This window comes from Oleiphilus sp. HI0079, from assembly GCF_001635105.1.
In genome coordinates this window covers 1-24,731 of record NZ_LWFT01001194.1, presented here as the reverse complement: position 1 = coordinate 24,731, position 24,731 = coordinate 1, and the positions used below count along the sequence as shown (strand labels likewise).

The window sequence follows — 24,731 nt, the reverse complement described above, 5'->3', positions numbered from 1 at the left end:
ATGAAATTGGATTGTTTTTGTTTTAGTTGGTTTGAATAAAGAAGGGAGCCAAAGACTCCCTTTTTCGAACTTCTATGGTAATTAGAAGTTTTGACCAGAACACTTACCAGTCTTAACGTTGTAGTTACCACAAGACAAAGGCGCTCTCCAATCAGAGATAACATCTTTTGAACCTGGTAGGAAGTCAGACCATGCATCGCCCTGAACCAGACCATTTGTAGACGACACAACCTGGAATTGACCGTCTTCTTGAATCTCGCCGATCAAAACTGGCTTAGTAATATGGTGGTTTGGCATCATCGTCGATAAGCCGCCAGAAAGGTTAGGAACAGAAACGCCGATGATCGCATCTTGCACAGCAGATGGGTCAGTAGTACCGGCTTTCTCTACCGCCTCAACCCACATGTTGAAACCAATATAAGTTGCTTCCATTGGGTCGTTTGTAACGCGATCTTCGTTACCGATGTATGAATGCCATGCCTCGATGAACTCGTCATTCGCATCGGACTCAACACTCATAAAGTAGTTCCAAGCAGCCAAGTGGCCAACTAGAGGCGCAGTGTCAAGACCAGCAAGCTCTTCCTCACCAACCGAGAACGCTACTACAGGAATGTCTTCCGCAGAAATCCCTTGGTTGCCAAGCTCTTTGTAGAATGGAACATTCGCATCGCCATTGATGGTTGATACAACTGCAGTCTTCTTACCCTCTGCGCCGAACTTTTTGATGTCCGCTACAATGCTCTGCCAATCAGAGTGTCCAAAAGGCGTGTAGTTGATCATGATGTCTTCTTCAGCGACACCAGCATCTTTCAAGTATGCTTCTAGGATTTTGTTTGTTGTACGTGGATATACATAGTCAGTACCCGCAAGCACCCAACGCTCTACACCTTGTTCGGCAAGATAGTCAACGGCTGGAATTGCTTGAGTGTTTGGCGCAGCGCCTGTGTAAAATACGTTTTTCGAAGACTCCTCGCCTTCGTACTGAACCGGGTAAAACAGGATATTGTCTAACTCTTCAAATACAGGCAATACAGATTTACGCGAAACAGATGTCCAGCACCCGAACACAGCGGCCACTTTTTCTTTTTCGATAAGCTCACGTGCTTTTTCAGCAAATAGAGGCCAGTTTGACGCAGGATCTACGACCACAGCCTCTAGCTGCTTCCCAAGCACCCCGCCTTTCTTATTTTGCTCTTCTACCATCATCAAAACGGTGTCTTTCAATGTTGTTTCTGAAATTGCCATCGTTCCAGATAGTGAGTGCAGTACCCCAACCTTGATGGTATCAGCGGCATATGTAACCGAAGCACCGACAGACAGCGACACTGCAGCTGCAACCGTCGCCAATTTAGTCTTAAAGTTTTTCATCGTTAACGTTCCCCGTTCGAAGAATTATTGTTTGTTTTTTAGGAGTGCTTGTATGCGATCTTCCTGCAGGGGGTTAGAGCAAGTGCTGCGCCGTTTCCTAGAAACTAAGATAAATCAGACACTTAGTACGTATATTTGCGTATAGACAAAGCCTGACCAAGAACCTGTCGCACCAATAGCGGGCGAAAAAATCCAAAGCATGCGACTGCCACGCCCTGTTTTGGCGCAAGCGAATGCAACAAAGTCAAATATGCTCGTGTGAATTAGTATGTATATTCTAATTATGGTGGGTAAGGTGAATATATATCTGATACCGGACGTTTCAGATTTGTTATCACTAGCGGAGACGCTAGAGTGGACTTTGCCCTTGGATTCCAAGGGCTTTTTTTTGCCTTGAGAATAGATCGCGCTAAGGGACGCCGCAGGTCACACCCGTGCCACCTAAACCGCAATATCCATTAGGGTTCTTCGCTAAATATTGCTGATGATAGGTTTCGGCATAAAAATATTCCTTCAAAGGCGCGATCTCAGTCGTAATACTTCCAAGCCCTGCTTCTTCGAGTGCATTTTGGTATTGCTGATAGCTCGTTTTTATCACGGCCAAATCAGACTCTTCTAAGTAATAGATCGCCGATCGATACTGCGTACCAAGATCATTCCCCTGCCTCATGCCCTGCGTTGGATCATGTTTCTCCCAAAATACTTTTAAAATCTCGATGAGGCTAATGATGTCCGGGTCGTAGACTACATGAACAACCTCAGTATGGGCTGTCATTCCTGAACAAATCTCTTCGTAGGTAGGGTTGTTAGTAAAACCTCCAGCGTAGCCCACGGACGTAACGTAAACACCATCAAGCTCCCAAAAGGCCCGCTCAGCGCCCCAAAAGCAGCCTAACCCAAGGACGATTTGCTTCATTTCAGCAGGGTAAGGGGCAAAAATGGTGCGGCCATTCACGAAGTGCGTTGGTTCGATTTCTAACGGCTCGCTTCGTCCGGCAAGAGCATTCGCTTCATTTGGCATCTCGATATTCTTTCTAAGGAAATAACTCATGGAACCACCTCAATAGGATTAACGCTCACAATAGTAAACGTTGAACTTAGTACTCTTCGCATAGTACGTACACTTTCCAAATACCGACTCAATGATAGTGGGATAGCGCAGAAAATTATTAGCCACGATGTACATCGGCGCGTATCGCGCCATCTTGGAGTGAGCGGAACGGATAAATCGCTCAGTGGTTTCATACTCAGTAGAAACGCCTTGATGAAATGGAGGATTCGTCACAACGCCATTAACCCTCCCCTTCACCTCTGACCAACCGTCGCTTGGGTAAACCGCACCCTCTAAGCCATTTAACTTTAGCGTTGTTTTAGTAGCTAAAAGCGCGAACCAGTTAATGTCTATACACTCTAGTTTTATCTCTGGATTGACCTTTTTTAAATAAGCCCCGATAACTCCAGCACCACAACCGAAGTCTAAGGTGCGCCCTTTCAAGCGCCTTACTTTTTGCTCCAGCAACAATTGCGTGCCCTCATCTAACTTTCCGGAAGCGAATACTCCAGGAATTGCAGCAAGTTTGAGATCGGTTCCGTTTATATCAACCGACAGTTCTTCAACGTAAGAATTGACATCAAATGTATCTCTCGCCTCAAAACCTGTAGCTTCCCACAATTGACAGTGTTTGGCCGAGTCGAGCTTTTCGCTCTTCTCCGCTCGCTGAGCGAGTCTTTTTGCGCCGCTTGCGATACCCGCCTTCTTCTCACCAACGAGAAAAACACGACCATCGCCTTCTACAAAATTTGCGGCGATATCTAAATAAAGCTCTAACTCGGGCTTGGACTTAGGCATAAAAAGAAGAACTTGCTGATACCTACCATTAGGTAAGACTTCTTCACCCTGACTAAATTCGCCGCCAATTCCAAATGATACGTTTTCGGCTTTCGAATCTTTGAAGAAGCTGTAACTACGATAGTTAAAGGTCAGAATATGCGCTTGGCGGATGCTAGGCTCCAATGCGCACGCGGGTGGCTCGATGACGAGACGACGGGCATCTTCGGGAAAATACTCTTCATTTCTACCAATAACTTGAACTGTAGGGTGCTGCAATGTGGTTCCTTAATTAATTTCTTCTCGTTCTTGCTCAAACGGCATGAGCTCTGTTTCTTCTTCGATCGACGAATAATGAAAACTTAGGTTGGTATAGTAGCGCGCTGTAATAATTTCGTTATCTGGCACCTCATAACGCGGCACGGCGCGAATCGCGTCAAGGACCGAGATATCTAACAGGGTATGCCCGCTCGATCGATAAATATACGCATTTTCAAGATATCCACTCGAACTGAGCTCAACTTTAATAATGCCTCGATGCAGCTGATTCCCTTTGTATGGGTTGATCCAAAACGACAGGACCTGTTTATTCATTCTCGCCAAATAACGATTAACCAGTTGCAACTCTTTTGATTCGTTTTCGCTAAAGGGTTGCTCCACCAAGGCGTCTGATAATTCGCCATCACTTAGCAACTCCAGATTACCGATGCCTTCAAGGAACTCGCCCGGGATAGTCAACTCTTCCAGGCTTGGCAGTGCGTCAATACTAAACTCTTCAACGGCGCGACTTGAGGCACTCTCTGATGACTCAGCCTCTGCAGTGCCAGCCGCATCACCTAGCAGCGTTTGGTTGCTGGAGCCTATCGTACTGACCACCTCTCGCGCTTCTTCTGATCTCTCGTCCACAACCTCTTCTGTCAAACCTTCTGACACCTCGAGATCTTCGATTTCTTCTTGCGTGCTAGGTGTTATTTCAGTTTCCGCAATATGCTCAACGTCACGTTCATTGCCGCCACCGGCGACTATTTTTCCTTCTATCTCTTTACTTTGGTTATTGCTCGCGAACTCTTCACTATTGTGCGCTGGCAGATGCTCTTCGGGCTGATCTTGCAGAGGCACATCTAAGGCTTGTTGTTCTGGTTCTTGCGGCGTGGATTCAAGAGCTTGTTCAAGTTGAGGTAGAGGTTGCTCAACATGCAGTTGAACCTTAACGCTCTTTTGTTGCGGGGATGGAAGGCTCACTTCTTGTGAAAACAAATACGCCACGATCGCCGAGCTATGAATCAATATGCTCGCGAGCAAAAGCCTAAGAAAAGCATTGTTCTGCTGTCGCTTGGTATGCATCAGATAATTAACAGTTAAAATCCCAGCGAAATCTTAACATTTGAGCGTGGTTTAATCTGCCATATCGCTCTCATCATAGGTCAAACTCAAAGGAAAAGTGACCATCGCTCTCCGTGCATCCGGATCTGACGGAAGCTCCAAGTATCCCGCACCTAATACTGCACTGTAAAACGCCTCATCTAGCGCATCGTTTCCAGAGCGTTTTTTAAAGGCGATAGCATTAACTTTCCCTTGCCGATCTAACAATATTGTGATCACGCCTTGATAGCGATTTCCATCTTTCTTGGGAGCGTCAAGATACTGAGTGATGCGCTTGACCCCTGCCAGCATAGACTGATCGAATATCTGCCGCTCAAGAGGGTTGAGTTCCTGAATCAACTTCATACCATCTACTTCGCGCTTTTTGACCTTGGATGTACCCGCACCCTTTGTCTCAATAAGCGCTCTCTGTAATTCTCGATCACTCAGCTGCTGCATGCTTCCAAACTTCTTGAAACGCTCGCCATCAACAACCTTGTTCGCATCTTTTATTGGCTTGCCTTTTTTCGGATCTGCCTGCTTTGGTCCTTGCGCTTTTTTGGGTTCACCTTTNTTGGGTTCGCCTTTCTTGGGTTCGCCTTTCTTGGGTTCGCCTTTTTTGGGCGGGTTTTTCTCGTTCTTGTAGCCACCCGGCCCATCTTGTTGATTGCCGAAGGTGCCGTCGTCCTTATTCTTGTCGACAGAGTAGACCTGTTCTAAAGGATCTTTCTTCTTCTCTGCCTTTTCCTTCTCTGCCTTTTTCTTCTCTGCCTTTTTCTTCTCTGCTTCTTTCTTCTTCTCAGCTTCTTTCTTCTTCTCAGCCTCTTTCTTCTTCTCCGCTTCTTTCTTCTTCTCGGCTTCTTTCTTCTTCTCGGCTTCTTTCTTCTTCTCCGCCTCTTTCTTCTTCTCAGCCTCTTTCTTCTTCTCCGCTTCTTTCTTCTTCTCGGCTTCTTTCTTCTTCTCCGCTTCTTTCTTCTTCTCAGCTTCTTTCTTCTTCTCAGCGCCTTTCTTCTTCTCTTCTTGTTTCTTTTTATCCGCCTTCTTTTCTTCAGGTTTTAGTTGGACAGTAACAGTCTGGTCTTTCGCTGGTTCTTCGGCGAGATCAACTGGGTTATACAACAGATAGGTAGCAACAGAAGTGTGAAGGAGCAAGCTCCCCACAAAGGTAAGAATGTATCTTTTTCGATAGGCTCTTGGCAGCATGTACTTCTAGCGTCGACTAAGTGTTATTCTTTAAATTAGTAATGTTGCAGCGCAGATTGAACCGTTCGCTGCAACCGAAACATCTAGGAGTGCGTCATGGGTGATGTTGTGAAGTTTAAACGCCCCTCACTAAAAGAGAAGCATAAAGGAAAAAGCCTCTGCAAGCATGGCTTTCACAAATGGGTAGTGGAAAAAGAGAACCAGTTTGACGTTAAATCTGGACGACTCGTCACCTTGCAACGCTGCCAGCGCTGCAAGGAACTAAAGACAGAGCTCAGCTAACACGCCTACTTGCTTGTTCCGGGTCTGCCAGCGCAGATCTGAACTGAGCAGACACCGCAGACCGTGATTTGCCGGTGCTTTTTCAACTAATGATCTGTTTCTTGCTGCGCTTTGATTTTCTCTAACTTACGTGCACGATTCGCTTCCATTGCGTCGACAACATCAGAACCAATATGCTCTTGGCCCCGTGCCTTAGCAAGGTCTATCTGTTTTTGACGTTCTTCAAACCGCTTAATTTGGCTTTCTGTATGCTTTCCAAAGCAACGTGGACAGCTCACACCCTTTTTGTAATGCGTATGTTGCATGTCTTCTTCAGTAATAGGCAGACGACACGCATGACATTGATCGTAGGCGCTTTTCTCGAGCTTGTGGTTAACCGCGACCCGATTATCAAACACGAAGCAATCACCCTTCCACATAGTTTCTTCTTCAGGCACCTCTTCAAGGTACTTAAGAATCCCACCTTCAAGATGGTAAACCTCGTCAAAGCCTTTTTCTTTTAAAAACGCAGTCGACTTTTCGCAACGAATGCCTCCTGTACAAAACATCGCGACCTTTTTGTGCGTATTAGGGTCGAGATTCTCCTCAACGTACTTCGGAAACTCTCGAAACGTATCCGTAACCGGATTGATGGCGCCATCAAAGGTACCTATTTCGTACTCATAATCGTTGCGTGTATCGATAAGCAGAACGTCAGGGTCAGAAATTAGGGCATTCCAGTCTTTCGGCTTAACGTAAGTGCCCACCACCCGTTTTGGGTCAATACCCTGTACGCCCATTGTGACGATCTCTTTTTTGAGCTTCACCTTGGTTCGGTAAAAGGGCTGTTCTTCATCGAACGAGAGCTTGTAGTCTATCTCTGCGAATTCGGGAATTTCCCGCAGCCATTTTAGTAAGGCTTGGATGGACGCATTGGTACCAGAAACTGTACCGTTGATACCCTCGCTGGCAAGCAACAGAGTTCCACGGACGTCTAGCTCCTTCATTTTCTGTAAAAGAGGCGCTTGGAGCGACTCGTAATTTGGCAGGTCGACAAAACGATACATTGCACAAACGGTAATATTTGACATATTTATTTCCTTTTTCGGCTAACCGGAACGTAAATCCAGCGCATTTTTTTGGCGCGCACATTATACAGCTGATAGTGAATTTAAGTAGAAAAATAACGCAAAAACACAATTCAGTTAGTAACACTTACCTTAAACCGCGCACACTACATATAGTTCCACTTATTGAAGATAAGATCATGCACATTTTCGGTGCCTTCGCTAAAAGCGGTTAAGTTGTGCTCTTGTTTTGTGCATCGAAAAAAGCGTTTTTTTGTCAATACCTTTCCTAAGAATAAAGTAATAAAAACAGCAAATATTAAACTTCACATACCACTATATACTGTTATACTTTCCCGAAATCGCCCTACATGTAGTGATTAGACCGCCAATAAGCGTGCTACCCTCTACATATAGACAAGAGCAGATGTCTCGATATCACGCAGATCTGCAGGGCGAATAGTAGAGTAGTTGTTTAGGTTGGCGCATAAAAAGCAATGCGCATAAATAACGTCAGCCATGGTGATCGGAGTGTCTTCCCATAAACTCCGACACCACTAAATATAGGGGTTGCCAAGGCAAGGCGACCAATTAATCGCTTATAACAAAGGGCTGGCTAAGGAAGGCCTCCTCTAATCTTTGGTCCACGAGGTTGCAAATGAACGCTAAGGTCGAACCGCTTATATCTCCACTGCCGATGCAAGACGCATCAGTAGATATTTGGCATACAAAATACCAACTTAAAACAAAGTCTGGCGAAGCAGTTGATAAGACAATTGCTGAGACTTATGAGCGCGTTGCTCGCGCCCTCTCTTCCGTAGAGCCGGAAGAGAAGCAAGAGCTGGTGTATGCGGATTTTAAATGGGCTTTAGAGCATGGCGTTATCCCTGCTGGACGTATTATGTCGAACGCTGGAGCCGGTGAACACAAACCAGCGACTTCGACAATCAACTGTACAGTCTCTGGCACCGTTTATGATTCAATGGATGACATACTTCTCAAGAATCATGAAGCAGGTCTAACACTCAAAGCAGGCTGTGGTATCGGTTATGAGTTCTCCACTCTCAGACCGAAGGGCGCCTATGTGGCCGGCGCAGGCGCAACAACGTCGGGCCCGCTTTCGTTTATGGATATCTTCGACAAGATGTGTTTCACAGTGTCCTCTGCGGGCGGTCGTCGTGGCGCACAAATGGCGACATTCGATGTGCATCATCCTGACGTTCTCGACTTCATTCAGGCCAAGCGTGAAGACGGACGGCTGCGTCAGTTCAACCTTTCACTGTTGATCACAGAAGATTTTATTCAAGCTGTTAAAAACGATGGTGACTGGAAACTTTCGTTTCCGGTTACCGCAGAAGAGGTCGCAGAGGAGAATTTGGATCTTAGCGACACCGACCAATTTGTATTCCGTTCATTTCCTGTAAAGTCTGGCTACGTAGCGAATCAAGATGGCTTAATTGGCTGCCGAATTTATAACACCATAAAAGCACGCTCTATTTGGGACGCAATCATGAGTTCTACTTATGACTTTGCAGAACCCGGCTTTATCTTGATTGATAAAGTGAATGAAATGAACAACAACTGGTTTTGCGAGAATATCCGCGCTACAAATCCATGTGGAGAACAACCGCTCCCACCTTACGGGAGCTGCTTGCTCGGTTCTGTAAATCTAACTGCATTTGTCGAAAAACCGTTCAGTGACAAAGCGTCTTTTAACTTCAAAGAATACCGCAAGGCGGTCGCGATTTTCACGCGAATGCTCGATAACGTAGTTGAGATTAACGGTTTACCGTTAATGGGCCAGCGCAACGAGATCAACTTTAAACGTCGGCATGGCATGGGCATCCTTGGTTTAGGATCGACCCTAACCATGATGAAAATGCCTTATGGCTCTAAAGAGTCGGTCGAGTTCACAGAGAAAGTAAATCGTGAAATGGCGATTGAAGGCTGGAGACAGGGTCTTGAGCTTAGCAAAGAGAAAGGTCCCGCCCCCATTATGGAAGAGGACTTTACCATCAACGCCGAAATGCTTGCAGAACGCCCAGAGTTGAAAGCCGACGGTTACTCTCTTGGTGACACAATCAAAGGTAAGGTATTGCACGCCAAATACAGCCGTTACATGCAACGAATAGCCGATTACGAGCCAGAATTGGTAGCGGCACTTGCGGAGCAAGGCGCGCGCTTTACACACCACACGTCAATCGCTCCAACAGGAACGATTTCACTATCTCTTGCAAATAACGCCAGTAACGGTATTGAGCCTAGTTTCGCGCACCACTATGCTCGTAACGTGATTAGAGAAGGCAAGAAAACGAAAGAGAAAGTTGATGTTTTCTCCTACGAGCTTTTGGCGTACCGGCATTACATTAACCCGAATGCCATGCCTTTCAGTGAGGACCACGAGAAAGCGCTGCCTGAATACTTTATCGCTGCCGACGACGTAACGCCGAAGCAGCATGTTGATATTCAAGCTGCGGCACAAAAGTGGGTTGACTCATCGATTTCTAAAACGGCGAATGTTCCTACCGAATTCCCATATGAAGAATTCAAGGACATTTACATGTATGCCTATGAGCAAGGTCTTAAAGGCTGTACAACATTCCGTTTTAACCCCGAAGCGTTCCAAGGCGTGTTGGTCAAAGAAAAAGACCTAGAGAACACGCTTTATGAGTTCACGCTCGAAGACGGCACAACCGTAAAAGTGAAAGGAAATGAAGAGATTGAGTATGACGGCGAGCTTCACACCGCTGCAAACCTCTTCGACGCACTTAAAGAAGGCACCTACGGTAAATATTGATGGGCTTGTTGGGCCGAGCGCCCAACCACTCAATAAGGAATAAGACAATGGCAATTAAAATTGAGAAAAAAATAGTCGGTTATCAGGTTCATACCGAGGCACAAGTTGCAGCTGCAGCGGCAGAAGCTGCTATAGAGGCGCAACCTAAGCCAGTTGAGATGAACGAGTCGATTGGGCGTCCAGATTTCCTCCTTGGTTCCACCTACAAGGTAAAGACTCCGGTTTCTGATCATGCACTTTATATTACGATCAACGACATCATTTTGAATGAAGACACTGATCATGAAGTGCGCCGCCCTTACGAGGTCTTCATTAATTCAAAATCAATGGAGCACTTTCAATGGGTCATCGCTTTAACGCGCGTTATTTCTGCAGTCTTCAGAAAAGGCGGTGACATCACCTTCTTAGTTGAAGAGCTTTCTTCAGTCTATGACCCGAACGGCGGCTATTATAAAAAAGGCGGCGTATTCATGCCCTCTTTAGTGGCTGAGATCGGTGCAGTAATTGAAAAGCACATGAAGAGCATCGGCTTGATTGAGCACGAGGACATGAGCGACAGCACGAAGCAAATTCTTGCGGAGAAGCGCGCTCAATTTGAAGAGGTGTCAAAAAGTGCTGTAGAAGCGAAGACCGAAGAGTCGGCCGACAGCAATCCCTTCCCTGACACTGCGCAACTCTGCAAAAAGTGCAGCACGAAAGCAGTCATTATTATGGATGGATGTGCTACCTGCTTAAATTGCGGTGATAGTAAATGCGGTTAGCCTAGCTTCCATAACTCAAGAAACCGAATCGGGCGTACACACGACCATTCGGTTTTTTTGTGTTCAGATGGCCACACCTAAGAATTGTCCAATTTTGTGTCTGAAATTATGCAAAGCTAGTTATAAAGCGGCATGGATTGTGTAACATACTTGTAAAGCATCGCATCCATCATCACCGGCTGTATTTATGCTCCAAGATCGCGCTGATTTAGTCGCGTTTTGCACAATATTGACACTTATGTAATACCAGGATTGTATTTATGATTAAGAACTGTTTGTTTCCAGTTGCCGGTTACGGCACTCGATTTTTGCCTGCTACGAAAGCCATGCCGAAAGAAATGCTCCCACTCGTTAACAAGCCGCTTGTTCAATACGGGGTTGAAGAAGCGCAAGAGGCTGGGATGAATAACTTTGGTTTTGTAACAGGTCGTGGAAAGCGCGCTATCGCAGATCATTTCGACATCAGTTATGAGCTAGAACATCAAATCCAAGGTTCGGGTAAAGAAGACCTGCTTTCTGAGATTCGCGATCTTATTCATAACAATACCTTTTCTTTTACACGTCAACATGAGATGAAGGGCCTTGGCCATGCAATCTTATCTGGCAAGACGCTTGTAGGCGACAACCCATTTGCCGTGCTACTCGCCGATGACCTATGTGTAGGAGACGAGCCTGGTAATGGCGTACTCAAGCAGATGAGTATGCTTTACAGTCAGTTTCGTTGCAGCATCGTCGCGATTCAAGAAGTACCGGCGGATCAAACCCACAAGTATGGCGTGATTGCGGGCGAATCAATGAAGGACGGTCTCTACCGTATTACCGACATGGTTGAAAAGCCGGCCCCTGAGGATGCGCCTAGCAATCTTGCGATCATTGGACGATACATTTTGACGCCAGATATTTTCGATATTATCGAGAACACACCACCAGGCAAAAATGGCGAGGTTCAAATCACGGATGCGTTAATGACGCAGGCTAAAAATGGCTGTGTGTTGGCATACAAGTTCAAAGGCGAGCGTTTTGATTGTGGCAGCGTCGATGGCTTTGTTAAGGCAACAAACTATGTATACGAGAACGTTTACAAGCCTCAATAAACCTAAGACATGAATAAAAAAGGCAGATCAATCAGATCTGCCTTTTTTATTTTACTGCTCATCGCTACAAGTTCATAGCCGTGCCTACATGCCCATTAACTGCAAAATCAGGGAGCGGTTTTGTTCGTCACTTTTTCGAAAGCGTTTGAGCAGCTCAAGTTCTTGATCTTTTGGTAATACCGCCTCTAGCTCTTTATCTAAGGCGTTTAATGTCTCGCTGAGATCATCAGGCTCACCAGACACCACAAAACCAGGCAATTCAAGCTGTGGAAGATCTCCCTGAGCAGGGAGATCAATAAAATACTCGAGCGAAGCACCCGTTTTAAAGCAAATATCGAGAAGGTTCTCTAGGCTCGGATAAACTGGATTCGATCCACCCTTCTCCCACGCATCGACGACGCTTTCGTCTACATTACACAGGTTCGCGACATCACTGAGACTTAACTTATGTGTTTCGCGAAAAAATCGAAGCTGTTTGCTAAAGCTTTTTAAATACTTCATCAAAGGTGGCGCGTTAATTCATGTTAGCTTTAAATATAGCAGCAAGCCCCTGACTTTCCATTAAAAACTGTTTTATTTTCAGATCCTTAGCTCAAGGACTTAAAGTTGGATTTAAACCCCATAAGGCGCGATAGCACGCTTGCAAAATACACCTAACAATTGCTGATCCAAAGCGTTTGGTAGGGTTGCAACATCAAGCTTTCACTCAGATCACCAATTTTCGCTCCACTGATCAAATCGCTCCACTCCATGAAGTCAGNGAGATTTAATTCACTCAAATGAAGCTCTTGTTCTTGATCACTGATATTAAAAATACAGAATATATTCTGCGTTCGGTTCATACTTTGACGCCAAAAGCCGAAGACCTGATCTCCGAGATGGAGGGTGAACTGCGTGGCGTTAGGATGAAAAGCGGACTGACGACGACGAATTTTTAGTAGCTCCATCACGCCCGCATACACTCGGCTATGGCTGGTGGATGTATCGGTAATCGCCGACTCGAGCTCGGCATATTCCCACTTATGCCGATTGATTGAGCGGTTATGCTTGGTGTGTTCCACCTTCTGGTAATCATTACGCGTGCCTACCAAGCTATGAATGTAAACGCCCGGAATGCCTTCAAGCCCAAACATAATCGCGTGCGCACACAAAAATCGCTCAATCGCCCATTTATCTGGCCCAGCGGTGGTACCTTGTAGCGCATCGAACAACGAAATATTAATTTCATAAGGTTTGTTCTCATTGTTCTCCAATGCGCGCATGGAAATTCTGCCACCAAAGCTCTGCATGGTGTTAATGAGTGTGTTGATTTCTTCCTCGCTCAACAAACCTTCCGCGGGTCGCAGGCCGATCCCATCATGCGAAGCGATGAAATTAAAATAAGCTGTGCCATGCAGCGCGGGCGGCATGCTCATCATCCATTGTTTCAGATAAAAGCAGCTGCCGGTTATTAGAGTGTTTACGAGCAGTGGCGGAAGAGAAAAGTTGTAAACACAATGCGCTTCGTTGGCGTTGCCAAAGTATGAAAGATTTTCACGATTAGGGATGTTGGTTTCGGTGATAATCACCGCGTCAGGCTGCGCAAATTCAAGCAAAGTGCGTAAAAGACGAACTAATTCATGGGTTTCAGGTAAATTGAGGCTACTCGTACCGATCACCTTCCATAGGAAGGCAATCGCATCGAAGCGAAAAATTCGAATCCCTTCGTCGAGATAAGCCCGTAATATTTTGACAAATTCGACTAATACCTTTGGGTTGCGAAAGTCTAGATCAACCTGATCGTGACTAAAGGTGCACCAAACGTAGCGCGTGCCGTCTTTTACCGTCTCGGTTTCGCGCAAAAGCGAAGAGGTTCGTGGCCGGACCACATGAGAGACGTCATCCGCAGGGTCCGCGGTATAAAAATAGTCATGCCCTACACCCTCTCCTTTGACGAAATTATCAAACCAAACACTTCTCGAAGAACAATGATTGATTACTAAGTCAGCCATTGTTCTGTAGTCGTTACTAATATCGCGAATGTGAGACCAATCACCTAGGGCCTCATTAACTTGAACGTAGTTAATAACCGAAAAACCGTCATCGGAACTGTAGGGGTAAAAAGGCAATAGATGCACTGAGTTGAAACCATCAACACAATAGGTGTCGAGGAAGGTTTTTAGAGTCGCGAGAGGCTTCTCGGTATTTGAATCTAAGGCCGAGGCGCCAACAGAAACGCTGTCTCCGTAAGTAATGAGAATTGCGTCTTGCTCAGACCAATGATTCTGATAAGGCACTGGCTGCTCAAGCTCGCCATCAGCCTCTTGCTGATCAAGCCGCATTTCTCGAAGTAAATCGCGGTGGAGTTGTTCTCGCTGGGAGTCCGTCAACAATTCGCCATAAACGAATGCTAATTGATCGCCTATCTTGGAGTTTAAAGCCTCAAATGCCTGCATAATTACTGCCTGAATTCTTCGTTATCGAGCTCGACCGCCTCTTTCAGGCGCTCAAGTACATTGGGCATCGCACTAATAACCCTATTCCAGCTAGCGATAAATGGTCGCTCCATGGGGTTGTCCAGAAAGTGCTGCCCAGCCTTCATGATATTTGATGCGAACATCTCAACCGCTTTCTCTTCCTGATGAACATCGAGTTTTAAGCCATTCATCATCGCATCATTGTAATAAGTCTCAATAAAATCGAGCGCAATTCGATAATAGGTCGCCTTCAAAGAACGTATCGTTTCGTTGGTAAAGGTTTCACCCTGAGTAGCAAGTTTGCGGAACAACGCTTTCGTAATATCAATCGACATTTTCGATAAGCCGCCACTGTCGTCATGCAATGACAAGTCTTGATGTTTATGGTCATACGTATGCGCAATATCTACCTGACAAAGACGGTTGTGCGCATAGTTTCGATACATTTCTGACAGAACGCCGATCTCTAAGCCCCAGTCACTCGGAATACGGATGTCGCGAAGCACATCGATTCTAAACGAGAACTCCCCAGCCAATGGATACCGAAAACTATCCATATATTCGAGATAATCACGATAACCGATGACGGTCTTAAACGAGCGCAATAATGGGGTAACAAGTAACCGACTAACGCGGCCATTCATCTTCCCATTAGCCACGCGCGCGTAGAACCCTTTACAAAATTCGTAGTTGTAGTGCGGATTTGCAACTGGATAGATCAGTCGCGCGAGCAAAGACTTATCGTAGGTAACGATGTCGCAGTCATGCAGTGCGACCGACTCAGAACGATTTGAGGCCAGAGTGTAGCCCATACAATACCAAACGTTTCGACCTTTACCTGCCTCTTTGGGAGCCACTCCCAAGTCAGTTAGCTCTGCATGCAGCGCTCGTAGACGAGGACCGTCATTCCACAACACACGGTGACGCTGCGGCAGGCGGCCAAAAAACTCCAATGCATGACGATATTGTTCTTCGTCTGCTCGATCTAAACCAATGACGATTTCGCCAACATAGTTAACTTCTGCTAGCTCATCAATGATTTTCGGTAGAGCCTCCCCCTCAAGTTCTGAAAACAAAGACGGCAAAATAAGCCCCATCGGGCGCTGCTCAGCAAATGTTTCAAGTTCGGCTTCAAGGTCTTCATAACTTCTACACGTTAGATTATGAAGCGTTGTGATTATTCCATTTTGATAAAAATCAGCCATGCTGGTGACACCTCAGGGCAAGTCTAAATTAAGGAAACTGCTTAATGATTCTGCCCAACCGGATGGGCCTGCTTGTGCGCTTCGGATAACGGGAATTCCAGGCGCTAGCTCTATGGTTTTTGAATGCGGGTTCTTAATGATGATCGCCTGATCCGCCGCTTCAAGCATATCGATATCATTGGCACTATCTCCGAGCGCGATGGCGAACTGCGCCTGATTTGGATTCGCCCGACTGTACTGCTGCTTTAACCAGTATAAGGCTTGCCCCTTGTCGTACCCGTTCGTTAGGTGGAAAAACCGACCACCCTTTATCAAATCGTATCCATGCTGCCGTGCATAGTCTTTGAGTTCGGATGCGTCACTATCTTCACCGGTCCACTCTATTGGTTCTGAAAACTCTCGCGCGGCAGCAAGCTCAGCTTGTGCTTCCGTCAAACCGGTGAGCTCAGACAGTTCCAATATCGTCATCTCGGAGAAGGTGCGCATGCTCATTCTAAGAACCTCTGGCGCGCTCATAACCAGCTCGGTTAGCTCAGACCTTGGGGGCGCAAAGCGTTTGCACCAATATGAACCTGCATCTATCAATGAGTCGTCATTGAAGAGAAAATAGCCCTTTGGGATGTATATTCCAGCACCATTTTCGACCACAAATGGTGTCTCAAGCCCAATCGCGTCTCGAAGGCTAAGAAGCTCAGCTTTGGTCTTGCTAGTAACCGGAACAATCGGCACGCCCTCGCGTTTAAGCGCTTCTAAAGCACCGGCTGCAGCAGAAAATGAATAATCATCATGGTCTAACAGCGTGCCATCCAAGTCAGTAAAAACAATCGATCCTTTAACGCGCGACATCAGCTTACCCTGCCTAAATCAATTCTATGTTCAGCAAACAATCCTTTTGCTCGCATCGTTACAATCTTACGATTATCGTCTAGCTTCCAAACAACATCCGCTTTATCGGCTAACGACGCTAAAACTCGCTCTGTAAGCCGCTGGTAATATTGGATAAACGCATGTATCTCTGCTGGCGTCATACCTACCACTGGAGTGTGCGCCCCTTGCTCATTTTCAGCGGGTTCGCCCGATACCGCTTTCGACTTATTCGTGGCAATCGCCGCACGCATCTTTTCTTCTTGCTCCAAGCGCCAGCTATAAACCGACTCAAAACTTGGTGCTTGGAGAAACAGCCAATAATCGAACATTCTATGAATCTGAGCGTATTCATCTTGGATATACCTATTTACCAGTCTTCGCCAGTTACCATCAGAATCGCGCTCACTTTCAAACTTGTTACAAGGCGGGTGCAGTGCGCTTTCCTCCACTGACTCAACGCCTAAACACCATCCCTCAAGAATTAGAACCTGTGGGTTTTGACTTACTCTGTGCCACTTCTCTTTGGGCTTCAAATCGTCCTTCGACTTATCAAAACTCGGTATTACCTCACCTAAAAGCGCACTCTGCTTGAACTTGGCAAGCACCTCTTGCAGCTTCTCGGTATCGTGAGTTCCCGGTACGCCGCGAGTCTCTAGTAGGGGGTGCAACGTCGCAGCGCGATGAGCACGCCCTGCTTTTGAGAGATAAAAATCATCTAGCGAAATAGTTAGAACCTGAACACCCTCAGATTTGAGAAAGCATGCCAAGTAATCCGTTAACGTCGATTTACCGGAACCCTGACTCCCAGACAGAGCGATAAGTAAGGATTTATCAGGACTGGAAGTCAAAATAGAGATGAGTGCTTCGGCGACAGGATCAAAATACCGTTTCGCTGTCGATAAGTACGCGTCGGGCAGCATATGTTTGTCGATGAACGCTTGATTATATTCTTTGTCGCGCATAGTCCAAGCCGAATGATTTGTTGTTATCAGGTACTTTATAGTCGTTACCTAGGAGTACTACACTGGTTTAGCACGATGCGTACCAGAGGGAAATATTTTTAAATTTAGTCGCCCGTTCCCTCTTTATAAAGGCGGGGGTACGTGATCCCGATACTAGGGACTCAAAAGACTGCACCAAAATAGCGCAGTCATTGTTTGTCCAGGATAGCGAGCACCACTAACGTGCATGCAGAGTATGAACTTAACTGGGACTAAATTCGAAAGGCAGGTTTTTTTCGATTGCTTTGTTGCCAGATGCACCAAAATTTGTGAGCTTCATTCGAGCGATCAGCTTTGCCACGAACGCATCGTTTTCGAGGGTGTTTTGGACAATGTCGACGCGAGATACCACTCCGTTGGGCTCGATCCGAATAACAAGTTCTAGCATCCCTTCTAGGAAAGGGTCATCGCGCAATGCACGGTTGTAAAGCAGGTTGAATGTGGAGCGTAGCCCTTCAACGACAATTTGAATCTCTTCGTCTTTTCGGGTGTTAGCCTCTTCACGCTCAGCTTTGGCTAATGCGATCTCCTCCGACGTAACTTCAAGCCGCTCCGAAGCGCTCGCTTCCAAGTCGATACTCTGAGTGGCGACGTTCTGTTTGTCCGGTGCGTTAACACCGGACGTTGCGGTTAGCGCCGACTCATTTACGGTATCCACCTTTCTCGCAGAAGCACTGGCAGAACGCTGGCTCGTCGACTTAATAGAGCTAGAAAAGCCATCGGACGACACTGAACTGCTTAATGCTGCCATTTCGCTCTGCATTGCCAAAATGCCGCTTTGTTTTGCTACGTTGCGCGCTTGCTGAATCTGTTTTTCAGTACTTTTCTTGGTCTCTTTGAGCGCTCGAGGCTTCTTAACGGAATCCTTTGGGCTTACCTTTGGAGTAGGCTTCGGGGCAACTTTAGGCTTTGGCTTTGGCGCTTCAACCTTTTTTGGCTCCACGAGTGGAGGTTTCTCCGTCTTAATCGGTTCTATTTTTTTCGCTTTTTCCGCTTTCAGAAGTTTTGCGAGTTGCGGAGGAATTTCTTCCAGCGACTCACGGTCAGGCTCTGGCACTTCGTAGAAATTAACCACAACTGCTACAGTGACAAATATCGCAAACACACAGCCAAGAGAAACGCGAAAGAGCTTTCGCTCCGAGCGTACATCCGACCAAGGCAACGTTTGATGAGAAAGAGAGGAAGACATCATAAATAGCGTGTTATAGCTAATTCCTAACCTCTAATCGCGACTGGAAGCACATAGGTTCAACACCTTGATGCCGGCCATTTCAAAACTATCGACAATCTCATTTGTTTTGGCCTGAAGAAATGAATGGATCAACAAGAGTGGAATTGCTGCCATAAGGCCAAATGCTGTTGTGTTCATGGCGACCGAGATACTTTGAGATAACAGGTTCGCTTTTTGTGCGGGATCAGCATTGGCAACGGCGGTAAATGCTGCAATAAGTCCGATGATCGTGCCTAGCAAACCCAATAACGTAGCAACGTTCGCCAGCATGGCGAGATACGGTGTACGTTTCTCAAGTCGCGGCAAAATCTCCATTAGAGACTCCTCCATTGCATACTCGATTTCGTCCCGAGGGCGACCTGCATTATGCCGAGTGAGACCAATGTCGAGCATTGTTGAGATTGCAGCCTTTCCTTTCCGCGCTTTCTCACCCGCTTTAATGAACTCGTTTTTCAATAGTAGGGGAAGCAATTCATCTTCAAATACTCGGCGGTTTGTTGACTTTGCACCGGTTAAAAAAATAAACCGCTCTACAGCAATCGCCAGACCTATCGCTAAAACAACCGCAATGGGATACATAAAAGAACCGCCATCTTGAAAAAACTTAACCACTGTATCCAATGTTATCTCCCTTTAATCGATTGTTTCTAAGCGTTATTACTAACGATAGATTGAGAATTTTAATTCGTGAAGGATTCGGTCGATACTTTTATATATCTCTCGAAATAAACACGTTCGCGATGTTCGCTGATATCTGTAGGCTTCAGCGCATCGGGCATTTTCTGCGGCGTCAACTCGATCTTCGTTGCGTCTTTGTCACTCGCCACACGCCATGGTAGCGCAACATCAATCTTCGGTAACTCAGAGTTACCTATGATTGCGATGGTTTGCCCTTTTTTAGAGCTAGGCTCCGACGCGTATACAGCCAATCCGCTCAACATAAAAGCCAAAAAGAGACCAGCGTGCAGGAGAGTTTTTAACATTAGGATGCTTTCCTCTTCAAAAGACGCTTCCAGATCTTAACCCTTTTTACATCCTCGGCGTTCGTTTCTTCATCCGCGCCGTCGATAAACGCTTGATAATGATCTTCAGCGAGATCGTACTTCATTAAATACAAATCGTAGATAACCCCAAGTCCATAATGCGCATAGAGTGAGGTATCGTCTAATGCCAGCGCACGCAAATACTCTGTTTCTGCATCTTCGTAGCGTGCGAGGGCTAACAAGGCCTCTCCTTTAAACAATGGGCAGTGGATATTGCTTGGGTCGAGCTCGCAGCCTCTATTGAAGTGCGTTAACGCATCGTCGTAACGCTGTAGCTTCAAGTCGATAACGCCCAAATTGATATGGAGGGGCGCGTTATTTGGATACGTCTTCAGCAAATCTCCAGCAAGTTGTGATGCCGTGTCATAGTCGGCTTCCTGCATCGCTTGCTCAACAGCCTGCATTCTTGGCGCATCTTCAGGGCTTACTTTTTTTGTTGATACCGCACTTATTTGTCTGGGTTGCGCGCCAATGTCGGACGGTGTCTTAACCTGCTGAGTCATACAGCCCGGCAACAAAATTAGCAGGGCTAGTAGACCACAAATTTTAGTAACTAACCGGGGCATGACTTGGTCCTATTATTGGTCGTGCATAAAGACTTGGATTTAGCCGAGCTAGCGCTGCGTAACTGGCACTTATCCACTCATCGGCTCGGTTATTGCCGCGCGTTTTGACATTCTGCTCATGCAACGCGATAGCTTCTTCTTCAATCGGAATTGCTTGTTCTTCCAAAAGAATCGCATACTGTTCTTGTTCAAGCGCACTTAAGCCCGAAGGACGCTCCGAATCCATGATCGCATGCGCTAGCCCTTGATATATGTCCCCCATCTCAAAACGCGCCGCATTCGTATATTCTGCAATCCCGAATTTCACGACGCGCTTATATGCTTCTGTACAACGGTTAAGTGCGGCCGTTTTTTTCTTTAAGCTCGATTTAAAAGGCTGTGAAATTGACATTGCATTGAATGCATCGCGCTCGACTGAAGCAATTCGCAGCGCATTTACCGCCGCTAAACTGGCGCTTCGCTCATCGTCGAGTTTGTTCTCTTCAACATACGAGACGAGCCGTTCAGAGGCGGATCGCGACTCAGCACTACCTGGCTCGGCTTGATCAACCATGAATGACAGCGCTTCAACGGCGAGCTCAGGACGCTCTGGATGACTGCGAAGTAACCACTCATAGCTCTCACGCGCGAGCAGTGGGAAATCGTTAGCTGCATAGTAACCGGCAGCACTGTACGCAGAGTTCGCCGAAAGAGTTCGATCCTTATCAACCAACAACCTCGCCTGCACCATCAATTCGTCAGCCGCCTCCTGCGTTCTACCCAACATCTCTAGAGAAACGATAAGTTGTTGCCGACTTATTTCAGTCAGCTTGTTAGAAGGAAAGGCTTCCAAGAATACTTGATGCATGGCGGCCCCTTGCGCCCAGCGTTTATTCTGAACTGCGACACTAGCACCATTAAATGCAGCATCTGGCGCGAGCGGATGCTGGGAAAACGCATCGAAAATCGACGCATAGTGCTCGATGGATTGTTCAGGTGTCTCTGCCAGTTCCGCTAGCTTAAAGCGCGAATTCGCAATCCCATTTGAAATATCGTCAATGCTGCGGCGCGCACTCTCGGTGACAGCAATGCGCTGAGACTTGGAGACATCTGAATCACCCTCGATTTCTTGGGCCTTGATGATGCTACGCGCTAGTTGATCGGCAGCAAGGTATTGCTGCTCGGCCCGATAAAATCCTGCGTACTCTTCTGCACCGTTATAATACAAGCCTGCAAGGCTGATCGCAGCGGCAAGTCGCTGATTGGGCTCAGCATTTGTGAAGGCATCGTAGCTCTCAAAAAGGCGAGTCGCGCTTTCTTCGTTCCCACTCGAAACATACGCGCTCGCGGTCGCTAGTGCGGTTGTCGCGGCAGCATCGTGCCCAGGAAATGCGCTCAAGTATTTCTGTGCCAATTCAAACCGAGTCTCTGACCATTCTTCAGCCGTATCACTACCGCCAACACCGCGCCCACTCGCCAGATAAAATGCGGCGTACGCAGATTTAGCTTGGTATTGATGCGCTAAGCCGGAATAAGCGGCTGTAGCGTACAGTTCACCGGCCTTGGCTGTCTGGCCCGAAGTTTCAAGCGCTTGTGCTGCCAGATACATGGCCTCGTAGCTCTCTACTGTATTTGGTTTGAGTGCGGCAAGCTGCAAGTAATAACTCGCCGCTTTCTTAGCTTGCTGAACTGTTCTTTGATCTTTCACTTCAGACTCTTGCATACGAACGAAGTTGAGGTGTGCAAGCTCGCCAACAACGACAATAAGGTCGTCTCTTATTGCGTTCTTTGTTTGTGCATCAGAGCGTGCCCAAAACTCTGATCGTATGCCAAACCGATCAACCAAGTTTGCCTTTGCCTTCCAAGACTCGATTGTATGGCCGCCCTGAGCATAAAGCTGTACCGCACGTAAGGAGTAATTGAAAAGCGCCTTATCCAGGGTCGCGCCCTCTGCATAAGCCTCGATCAGCCGAGCTGCATCAAAAAACCGCTGTTTTGTTCCGAACTGATCAACAAGCGCGCGCAACACGATCGGCTCTCGATTGGCACCACCCAACTTTTCAGCCGTGGATTTAATGTTTGCGATTCGGTCGCCATTTTGATTGAGGAGCGCCAAAAGGCGCATTCCGTCCGAAAGCAAGCCAGGCTCCGCAGGTAAGTCAAAACCACGATATGCATTTGGTTTGAACGGGATAATTTCTAGGTCGGTGGTAAACAAGCTGTTATACACGCCAGGGTATTGGTCAAACAAACCGGACAGCGACAACAACGCATCACCTTCACGCTCAAGTCGATAATGCGTCCACGCCAATTTGTATTCAGAGAAAGCCCTAAGCCTCGGTGCCTTGGTACTCTTTAACAGCTTTACATAAAACTCCTTGGCGCGACTAAACTCGGCCAAATCAAAATAGTTTTCAGCCAGTCGAAATAAAGCTTCCTCAACCAGTGGCGATTTAGGATAGAGGCCGACTAGCAGCTCCAAGCGTTTAATTGATTCAAGTACGTCTCCGGTGAACGCGGTTGCTTTCGCTGTCTGGTATAGCAACTCGTCCATCCGCTGATATGTCTCTCCTGAGTCGACAATACTTTGATAGGTATCAAGAATGACCTCAGCTTGGACATAGGGGTCCACTGTAAGCTTTGCTTCATTGATGCCGAAGCTTGCACTCAAACTATTTAATCGATCCAACGCCTCTATCCTGACTTCTGGCGTACTGGCATTTTCAAAGAGCGCCCGATATCGCTTCATGACGTACTCTATAGAAACATCTGGCACCGGCTTTTTAGTCAGGGCAAGCACTTTAGGACGTAAATCGCCGATTTTCTTCGCCTCTACACCTTCACCAAAATTAACGGTAAAGCTTTCGTTTGCTGCAACATGGGGTACCACTACTAAAGACATGGCAATGCAGGCCACGACGAACGCGCAACCACGGAGCAACATAAAGCCACTCTGCGCACTTTGGGTTGAACACATGTCAAAGGATTTAGCGCGCAGGATCATTGATACCTCGCGTCCAACAAATTGGTGCGCTTGGTTCGCAACCGTGCTTGCGCTTCAAGAATCTGAACGAGGCCAAGCTCGGCCTGCTCGTAATAAGCAGAAAAATCGTTTTTAAGCGACGAAAGTTTTTTCTCACTAACGTCACTCAGCAGCGTATCAAGGGTACGATTAAACGCTTTTAACGCTTTGCGAGAAGCCGAAATTCGGCCGAGAGCTCTAGAAATATCCTTTAGCTGACCAGTTATATCTGATTTACGCGTAGTTGCTTTTTCTCTTGCTGACGAAAGTCTTTCTTCAATACTTGTTACTAATTCACGCGTCTTTGCCAAATTGGCGCCGCTCAACCCGGATTCGATCCCCTCAATACGTTGATGCAACTGCGCTACTTTCTGCTCAAGCACCTTGAGGTTTTGTTTGCTTTGCGGTGAATCTATCACGCGGATCTGCGTTCTCAAGGTTTTAGTAAGGCTCGACATTTGACTTTCAGTTGCCTGCAGCTTTTGATCAAGTGATTTGATTTGAGCATATTCTTTCATCAAGCTCATTAGCTGAGAATCTTGTGCAAGATACCTTAGATAAATAGCGCGCTGCGTATTGGACGATGTTGATCGGTCTAGGAACCATTGTAAGTCAGCTTTCGGGCGCTCCTCCAATAGCACGTCGATTGCACCGTACTCTTCGATTGCTGATATTAAACTATCAACATTCTGTTGTTCGTCCAGAAATTGCTTGCTTGCCTTGATGTAGGACTCGAGTGCCTGAGTCTGAAACCCAGAAAGTGCCTGAGCATGCGGGATAGCAATGAGCGACTCCGCAACTCCCGGAGCGCTTAGTCCAAATTGCAGACTTGCCTGCCAAGACTGGATCGCACCCCGATAATCCTGTAACTCATTCTTCGCGAGACCCGACAAATAGAGCGCTTGCGTAACGTAGATAGAGTCCATCTCGGTTTGGCACAAAGCTATCCTCTTAAGACTTTAGAGCAACACATTAAAACCCTTAATGAGCGGGATCGCTCGCGATTGCGACTGGCCTCCTTATTATACAGGCAGGGTGATTGCAAAAACGCGCTCAAGCACCTTAAAGGTAAAGCGCAAGATCTGAATGGCGCACTTCAAAATCAACGTGCTTACCTTCGCGGGCAGTGCTTTATCGAGCTAGGTAATCACAACTTCGCTGCGCAGTCTCTGAGCAGGGCCTTGGAAGGAGAGTGGGCAGCTTCCGCCTATTACAATCTTGCCACTGATTACGCAGCAACGAGCCGTAACCCTCGCAGAGCCTTGCTGTCTTTGAAGGTTGCACGAGATATCAATCTCGGGGAAGGGCTTTCTGAGGTTGAACTGACAAACCGTATAAATCTCAGTGCGGGAGCGCTGTATCTGGATAACGGTAAGCCAGAAATGGCGAACGAGTTTTTTAACCAAATCGAGATGGACTCTATCTACGTTACGCAAGCGCTCTATTTGTCGGGTCTCGCGAAGAATGAGTTACAGGATTATCGGGGTGCGATCCAGTCTTGGCAGGCAAGTCTGCAATTTGGACTAAGCGCTCCGGGAGTTGCGGAGTCGCTCATTGCTATCCCGCATGCTCAGGCACTTTCTGGGTTTCAGACTCAGGCACTCGAGTCCTACATCAAGG

Annotated in this window: 22 protein-coding genes; 5 read left to right on the top strand and 17 right to left on the bottom strand. The window is 46.8% G+C overall.

Annotation, left to right across the window (positions count from 1 at the left end; all coding sequences use genetic code 11):
• Window positions 1-81: 81 nt before the first annotated feature.
• The 5 genes from urtA to A3750_RS21255 all read right to left on the bottom strand — a co-directional run bounded on the left by urtA (window position 82) and on the right by A3750_RS21255 (window position 5,761).
• Window positions 82-1,368: an urea ABC transporter substrate-binding protein gene (gene urtA, locus A3750_RS21275; protein WP_068452887.1), complete on the bottom strand. Its 1,287-nt coding sequence runs from the start codon at window positions 1,366-1,368 to the stop codon at window positions 82-84.
• A 409-nt stretch (window positions 1,369-1,777) separates the two neighbouring features.
• A complete protein-coding gene (msrA, locus tag A3750_RS21270) occupies window positions 1,778-2,419 on the bottom strand; it encodes a peptide-methionine (S)-S-oxide reductase MsrA (RefSeq protein WP_068452889.1) in 642 nt (213 codons plus the stop codon).
• Window positions 2,420-2,437: 18 nt separating this feature from the next.
• The gene (locus A3750_RS21265) at window positions 2,438-3,475 is read right to left on the bottom strand and encodes a methyltransferase (RefSeq protein ID WP_068521931.1); all 1,038 of its coding nucleotides are present in this window, start codon (window positions 3,473-3,475) and stop codon (window positions 2,438-2,440) included.
• Window positions 3,476-3,484: 9 nt separating this feature from the next.
• Window positions 3,485-4,483, bottom strand: coding sequence for a TonB C-terminal domain-containing protein (locus A3750_RS21260; protein WP_156498810.1), 999 nt, complete (start codon window positions 4,481-4,483; stop codon window positions 3,485-3,487).
• 108 nt (window positions 4,484-4,591) lie between these two features.
• Window positions 4,592-5,761, bottom strand: a complete 1,170-nt coding sequence (locus A3750_RS21255) for a TonB C-terminal domain-containing protein (RefSeq protein ID WP_068548784.1) — start codon at window positions 5,759-5,761, stop codon at window positions 4,592-4,594.
• Window positions 5,762-5,857: 96 nt separating this feature from the next.
• Here A3750_RS21255 and A3750_RS21250 point away from each other — a divergent pair, with 96 nt between their 5' ends.
• Window positions 5,858-6,043 (top strand): hypothetical protein, encoded by a 186-nt coding sequence (locus tag A3750_RS21250; protein ID WP_068456933.1) that lies wholly within the window; start codon window positions 5,858-5,860, stop codon window positions 6,041-6,043.
• 86 nt (window positions 6,044-6,129) lie between these two features.
• On the opposite strand, the gene A3750_RS21245 is transcribed toward A3750_RS21250, so the two are convergent.
• Complete coding sequence (locus A3750_RS21245) at window positions 6,130-7,113, bottom strand: rhodanese-related sulfurtransferase (protein WP_068520356.1); 984 nt, start codon at window positions 7,111-7,113, stop codon at window positions 6,130-6,132.
• Window positions 7,114-7,747: 634 nt separating this feature from the next.
• Here A3750_RS21245 and A3750_RS21240 point away from each other — a divergent pair.
• The 3 genes from A3750_RS21240 to galU all read left to right on the top strand — a co-directional run bounded on the left by A3750_RS21240 (window position 7,748) and on the right by galU (window position 11,741).
• On the top strand, window positions 7,748-9,886 hold the full coding sequence (locus A3750_RS21240) for an adenosylcobalamin-dependent ribonucleoside-diphosphate reductase (RefSeq protein ID WP_068520357.1): 2,139 nt from the start codon (window positions 7,748-7,750) through the stop codon (window positions 9,884-9,886).
• Window positions 9,887-9,933: 47 nt separating this feature from the next.
• The gene (locus tag A3750_RS21235; RefSeq protein WP_068456395.1) at window positions 9,934-10,647 is read left to right on the top strand and encodes an NrdJb; all 714 of its coding nucleotides are present in this window, start codon (window positions 9,934-9,936) and stop codon (window positions 10,645-10,647) included.
• A gap of 260 nt (window positions 10,648-10,907) precedes the next feature.
• On the top strand, window positions 10,908-11,741 hold the full coding sequence (gene galU / locus A3750_RS21230) for a UTP--glucose-1-phosphate uridylyltransferase GalU (RefSeq protein WP_068454043.1): 834 nt from the start codon (window positions 10,908-10,910) through the stop codon (window positions 11,739-11,741).
• 84 nt (window positions 11,742-11,825) lie between these two features.
• On the opposite strand, the gene A3750_RS21225 is transcribed toward galU, so the two are convergent.
• The 11 genes from A3750_RS21225 to A3750_RS21175 form a co-directional block, all read right to left on the bottom strand.
• Window positions 11,826-12,242, bottom strand: a complete 417-nt coding sequence (locus tag A3750_RS21225) for a helix-turn-helix domain-containing protein (protein ID WP_068520358.1) — start codon at window positions 12,240-12,242, stop codon at window positions 11,826-11,828.
• Between the two features lie 152 nt (window positions 12,243-12,394).
• Window positions 12,395-14,176, bottom strand: coding sequence for a sugar phosphorylase (locus A3750_RS21220; RefSeq protein ID WP_068548782.1), 1,782 nt, complete (start codon window positions 14,174-14,176; stop codon window positions 12,395-12,397).
• A gap of 2 nt (window positions 14,177-14,178) precedes the next feature.
• Window positions 14,179-15,402, bottom strand: a complete 1,224-nt coding sequence (locus A3750_RS21215; RefSeq protein WP_068456970.1) for a glycosyl transferase — start codon at window positions 15,400-15,402, stop codon at window positions 14,179-14,181.
• Window positions 15,403-15,414: 12 nt separating this feature from the next.
• The gene (locus tag A3750_RS21210; RefSeq protein ID WP_068520360.1) at window positions 15,415-16,248 is read right to left on the bottom strand and encodes a mannosyl-3-phosphoglycerate phosphatase; all 834 of its coding nucleotides are present in this window, start codon (window positions 16,246-16,248) and stop codon (window positions 15,415-15,417) included.
• On the bottom strand, window positions 16,248-17,231 hold the full coding sequence (locus A3750_RS21205) for a P-loop NTPase fold protein (protein WP_068520361.1): 984 nt from the start codon (window positions 17,229-17,231) through the stop codon (window positions 16,248-16,250). Before A3750_RS21205 ends, A3750_RS21210 begins: the two co-directional genes overlap by 1 nt.
• A gap of 241 nt (window positions 17,232-17,472) precedes the next feature.
• Window positions 17,473-18,462 (bottom strand): AgmX/PglI C-terminal domain-containing protein, encoded by a 990-nt coding sequence (locus A3750_RS21200; RefSeq protein WP_068451967.1) that lies wholly within the window; start codon window positions 18,460-18,462, stop codon window positions 17,473-17,475.
• Window positions 18,463-18,492: 30 nt separating this feature from the next.
• Entirely contained in the window at window positions 18,493-19,122 is a 630-nt protein-coding gene (locus tag A3750_RS21195; protein ID WP_082863024.1) for a MotA/TolQ/ExbB proton channel family protein, read from the bottom strand.
• A gap of 59 nt (window positions 19,123-19,181) precedes the next feature.
• The gene (locus A3750_RS21190; RefSeq protein WP_068451979.1) at window positions 19,182-19,484 is read right to left on the bottom strand and encodes a hypothetical protein; all 303 of its coding nucleotides are present in this window, start codon (window positions 19,482-19,484) and stop codon (window positions 19,182-19,184) included.
• Window positions 19,484-20,110, bottom strand: coding sequence for a tetratricopeptide repeat protein (locus A3750_RS21185; protein WP_068451983.1), 627 nt, complete (start codon window positions 20,108-20,110; stop codon window positions 19,484-19,486). The genes A3750_RS21190 and A3750_RS21185 overlap by 1 nt, the downstream gene beginning before the upstream one ends.
• On the bottom strand, window positions 20,091-22,991 hold the full coding sequence (locus A3750_RS21180) for a tol-pal system YbgF family protein (RefSeq protein WP_156498809.1): 2,901 nt from the start codon (window positions 22,989-22,991) through the stop codon (window positions 20,091-20,093). The genes A3750_RS21185 and A3750_RS21180 overlap by 20 nt, the downstream gene beginning before the upstream one ends.
• 98 nt (window positions 22,992-23,089) lie before the next feature.
• On the bottom strand, window positions 23,090-24,052 hold the full coding sequence (locus A3750_RS21175; RefSeq protein ID WP_156498808.1) for a hypothetical protein: 963 nt from the start codon (window positions 24,050-24,052) through the stop codon (window positions 23,090-23,092).
• Between A3750_RS21175 and A3750_RS21170 the strand changes: the two genes are divergently transcribed.
• Window positions 24,044-24,731: hypothetical protein (locus tag A3750_RS21170; protein ID WP_197475214.1), on the top strand; the 688-nt coding region annotated here is incomplete at its 3' end. The two genes, A3750_RS21175 and A3750_RS21170, sit on opposite strands and share 9 nt — an antisense overlap.

Excerpts from the sequence above, each read along its gene's own strand:
- A3750_RS21180 (WP_156498809.1), bottom strand. The coding sequence starts at position 22,991 with ATGTCTTTAGTAGTGGTACCCCATGTTGCAGCAAACGAAAGCTTTACC.
- A3750_RS21245 (WP_068520356.1), bottom strand. The coding sequence starts at position 7,113 with ATGTCAAATATTACCGTTTGTGCAATGTATCGTTTTGTCGACCTGCCA.
- A3750_RS21190 (WP_068451979.1), bottom strand. The coding sequence starts at position 19,484 with ATGTTAAAAACTCTCCTGCACGCTGGTCTCTTTTTGGCTTTTATGTTG.
- A3750_RS21205 (WP_068520361.1), bottom strand. The coding sequence starts at position 17,231 with ATGCGCGACAAAGAATATAATCAAGCGTTCATCGACAAACATATGCTG.
- A3750_RS21240 (WP_068520357.1), top strand. The coding sequence starts at position 7,748 with ATGAACGCTAAGGTCGAACCGCTTATATCTCCACTGCCGATGCAAGAC.
- A3750_RS21235 (WP_068456395.1), top strand. The coding sequence starts at position 9,934 with ATGGCAATTAAAATTGAGAAAAAAATAGTCGGTTATCAGGTTCATACC.
- A3750_RS21210 (WP_068520360.1), bottom strand. The coding sequence starts at position 16,248 with ATGTCGCGCGTTAAAGGATCGATTGTTTTTACTGACTTGGATGGCACG.
- A3750_RS21200 (WP_068451967.1), bottom strand. The coding sequence starts at position 18,462 with ATGATGTCTTCCTCTCTTTCTCATCAAACGTTGCCTTGGTCGGATGTA.
- msrA (WP_068452889.1), bottom strand. The coding sequence starts at position 2,419 with ATGAGTTATTTCCTTAGAAAGAATATCGAGATGCCAAATGAAGCGAAT.
- galU (WP_068454043.1), top strand. The coding sequence starts at position 10,908 with ATGATTAAGAACTGTTTGTTTCCAGTTGCCGGTTACGGCACTCGATTT.
- A3750_RS21225 (WP_068520358.1), bottom strand. The coding sequence starts at position 12,242 with ATGAAGTATTTAAAAAGCTTTAGCAAACAGCTTCGATTTTTTCGCGAA.
- urtA (WP_068452887.1), bottom strand. The coding sequence starts at position 1,368 with ATGAAAAACTTTAAGACTAAATTGGCGACGGTTGCAGCTGCAGTGTCG.
- A3750_RS21250 (WP_068456933.1), top strand. The coding sequence starts at position 5,858 with ATGGGTGATGTTGTGAAGTTTAAACGCCCCTCACTAAAAGAGAAGCAT.
- A3750_RS21215 (WP_068456970.1), bottom strand. The coding sequence starts at position 15,402 with ATGGCTGATTTTTATCAAAATGGAATAATCACAACGCTTCATAATCTA.
- A3750_RS21185 (WP_068451983.1), bottom strand. The coding sequence starts at position 20,110 with ATGCCCCGGTTAGTTACTAAAATTTGTGGTCTACTAGCCCTGCTAATT.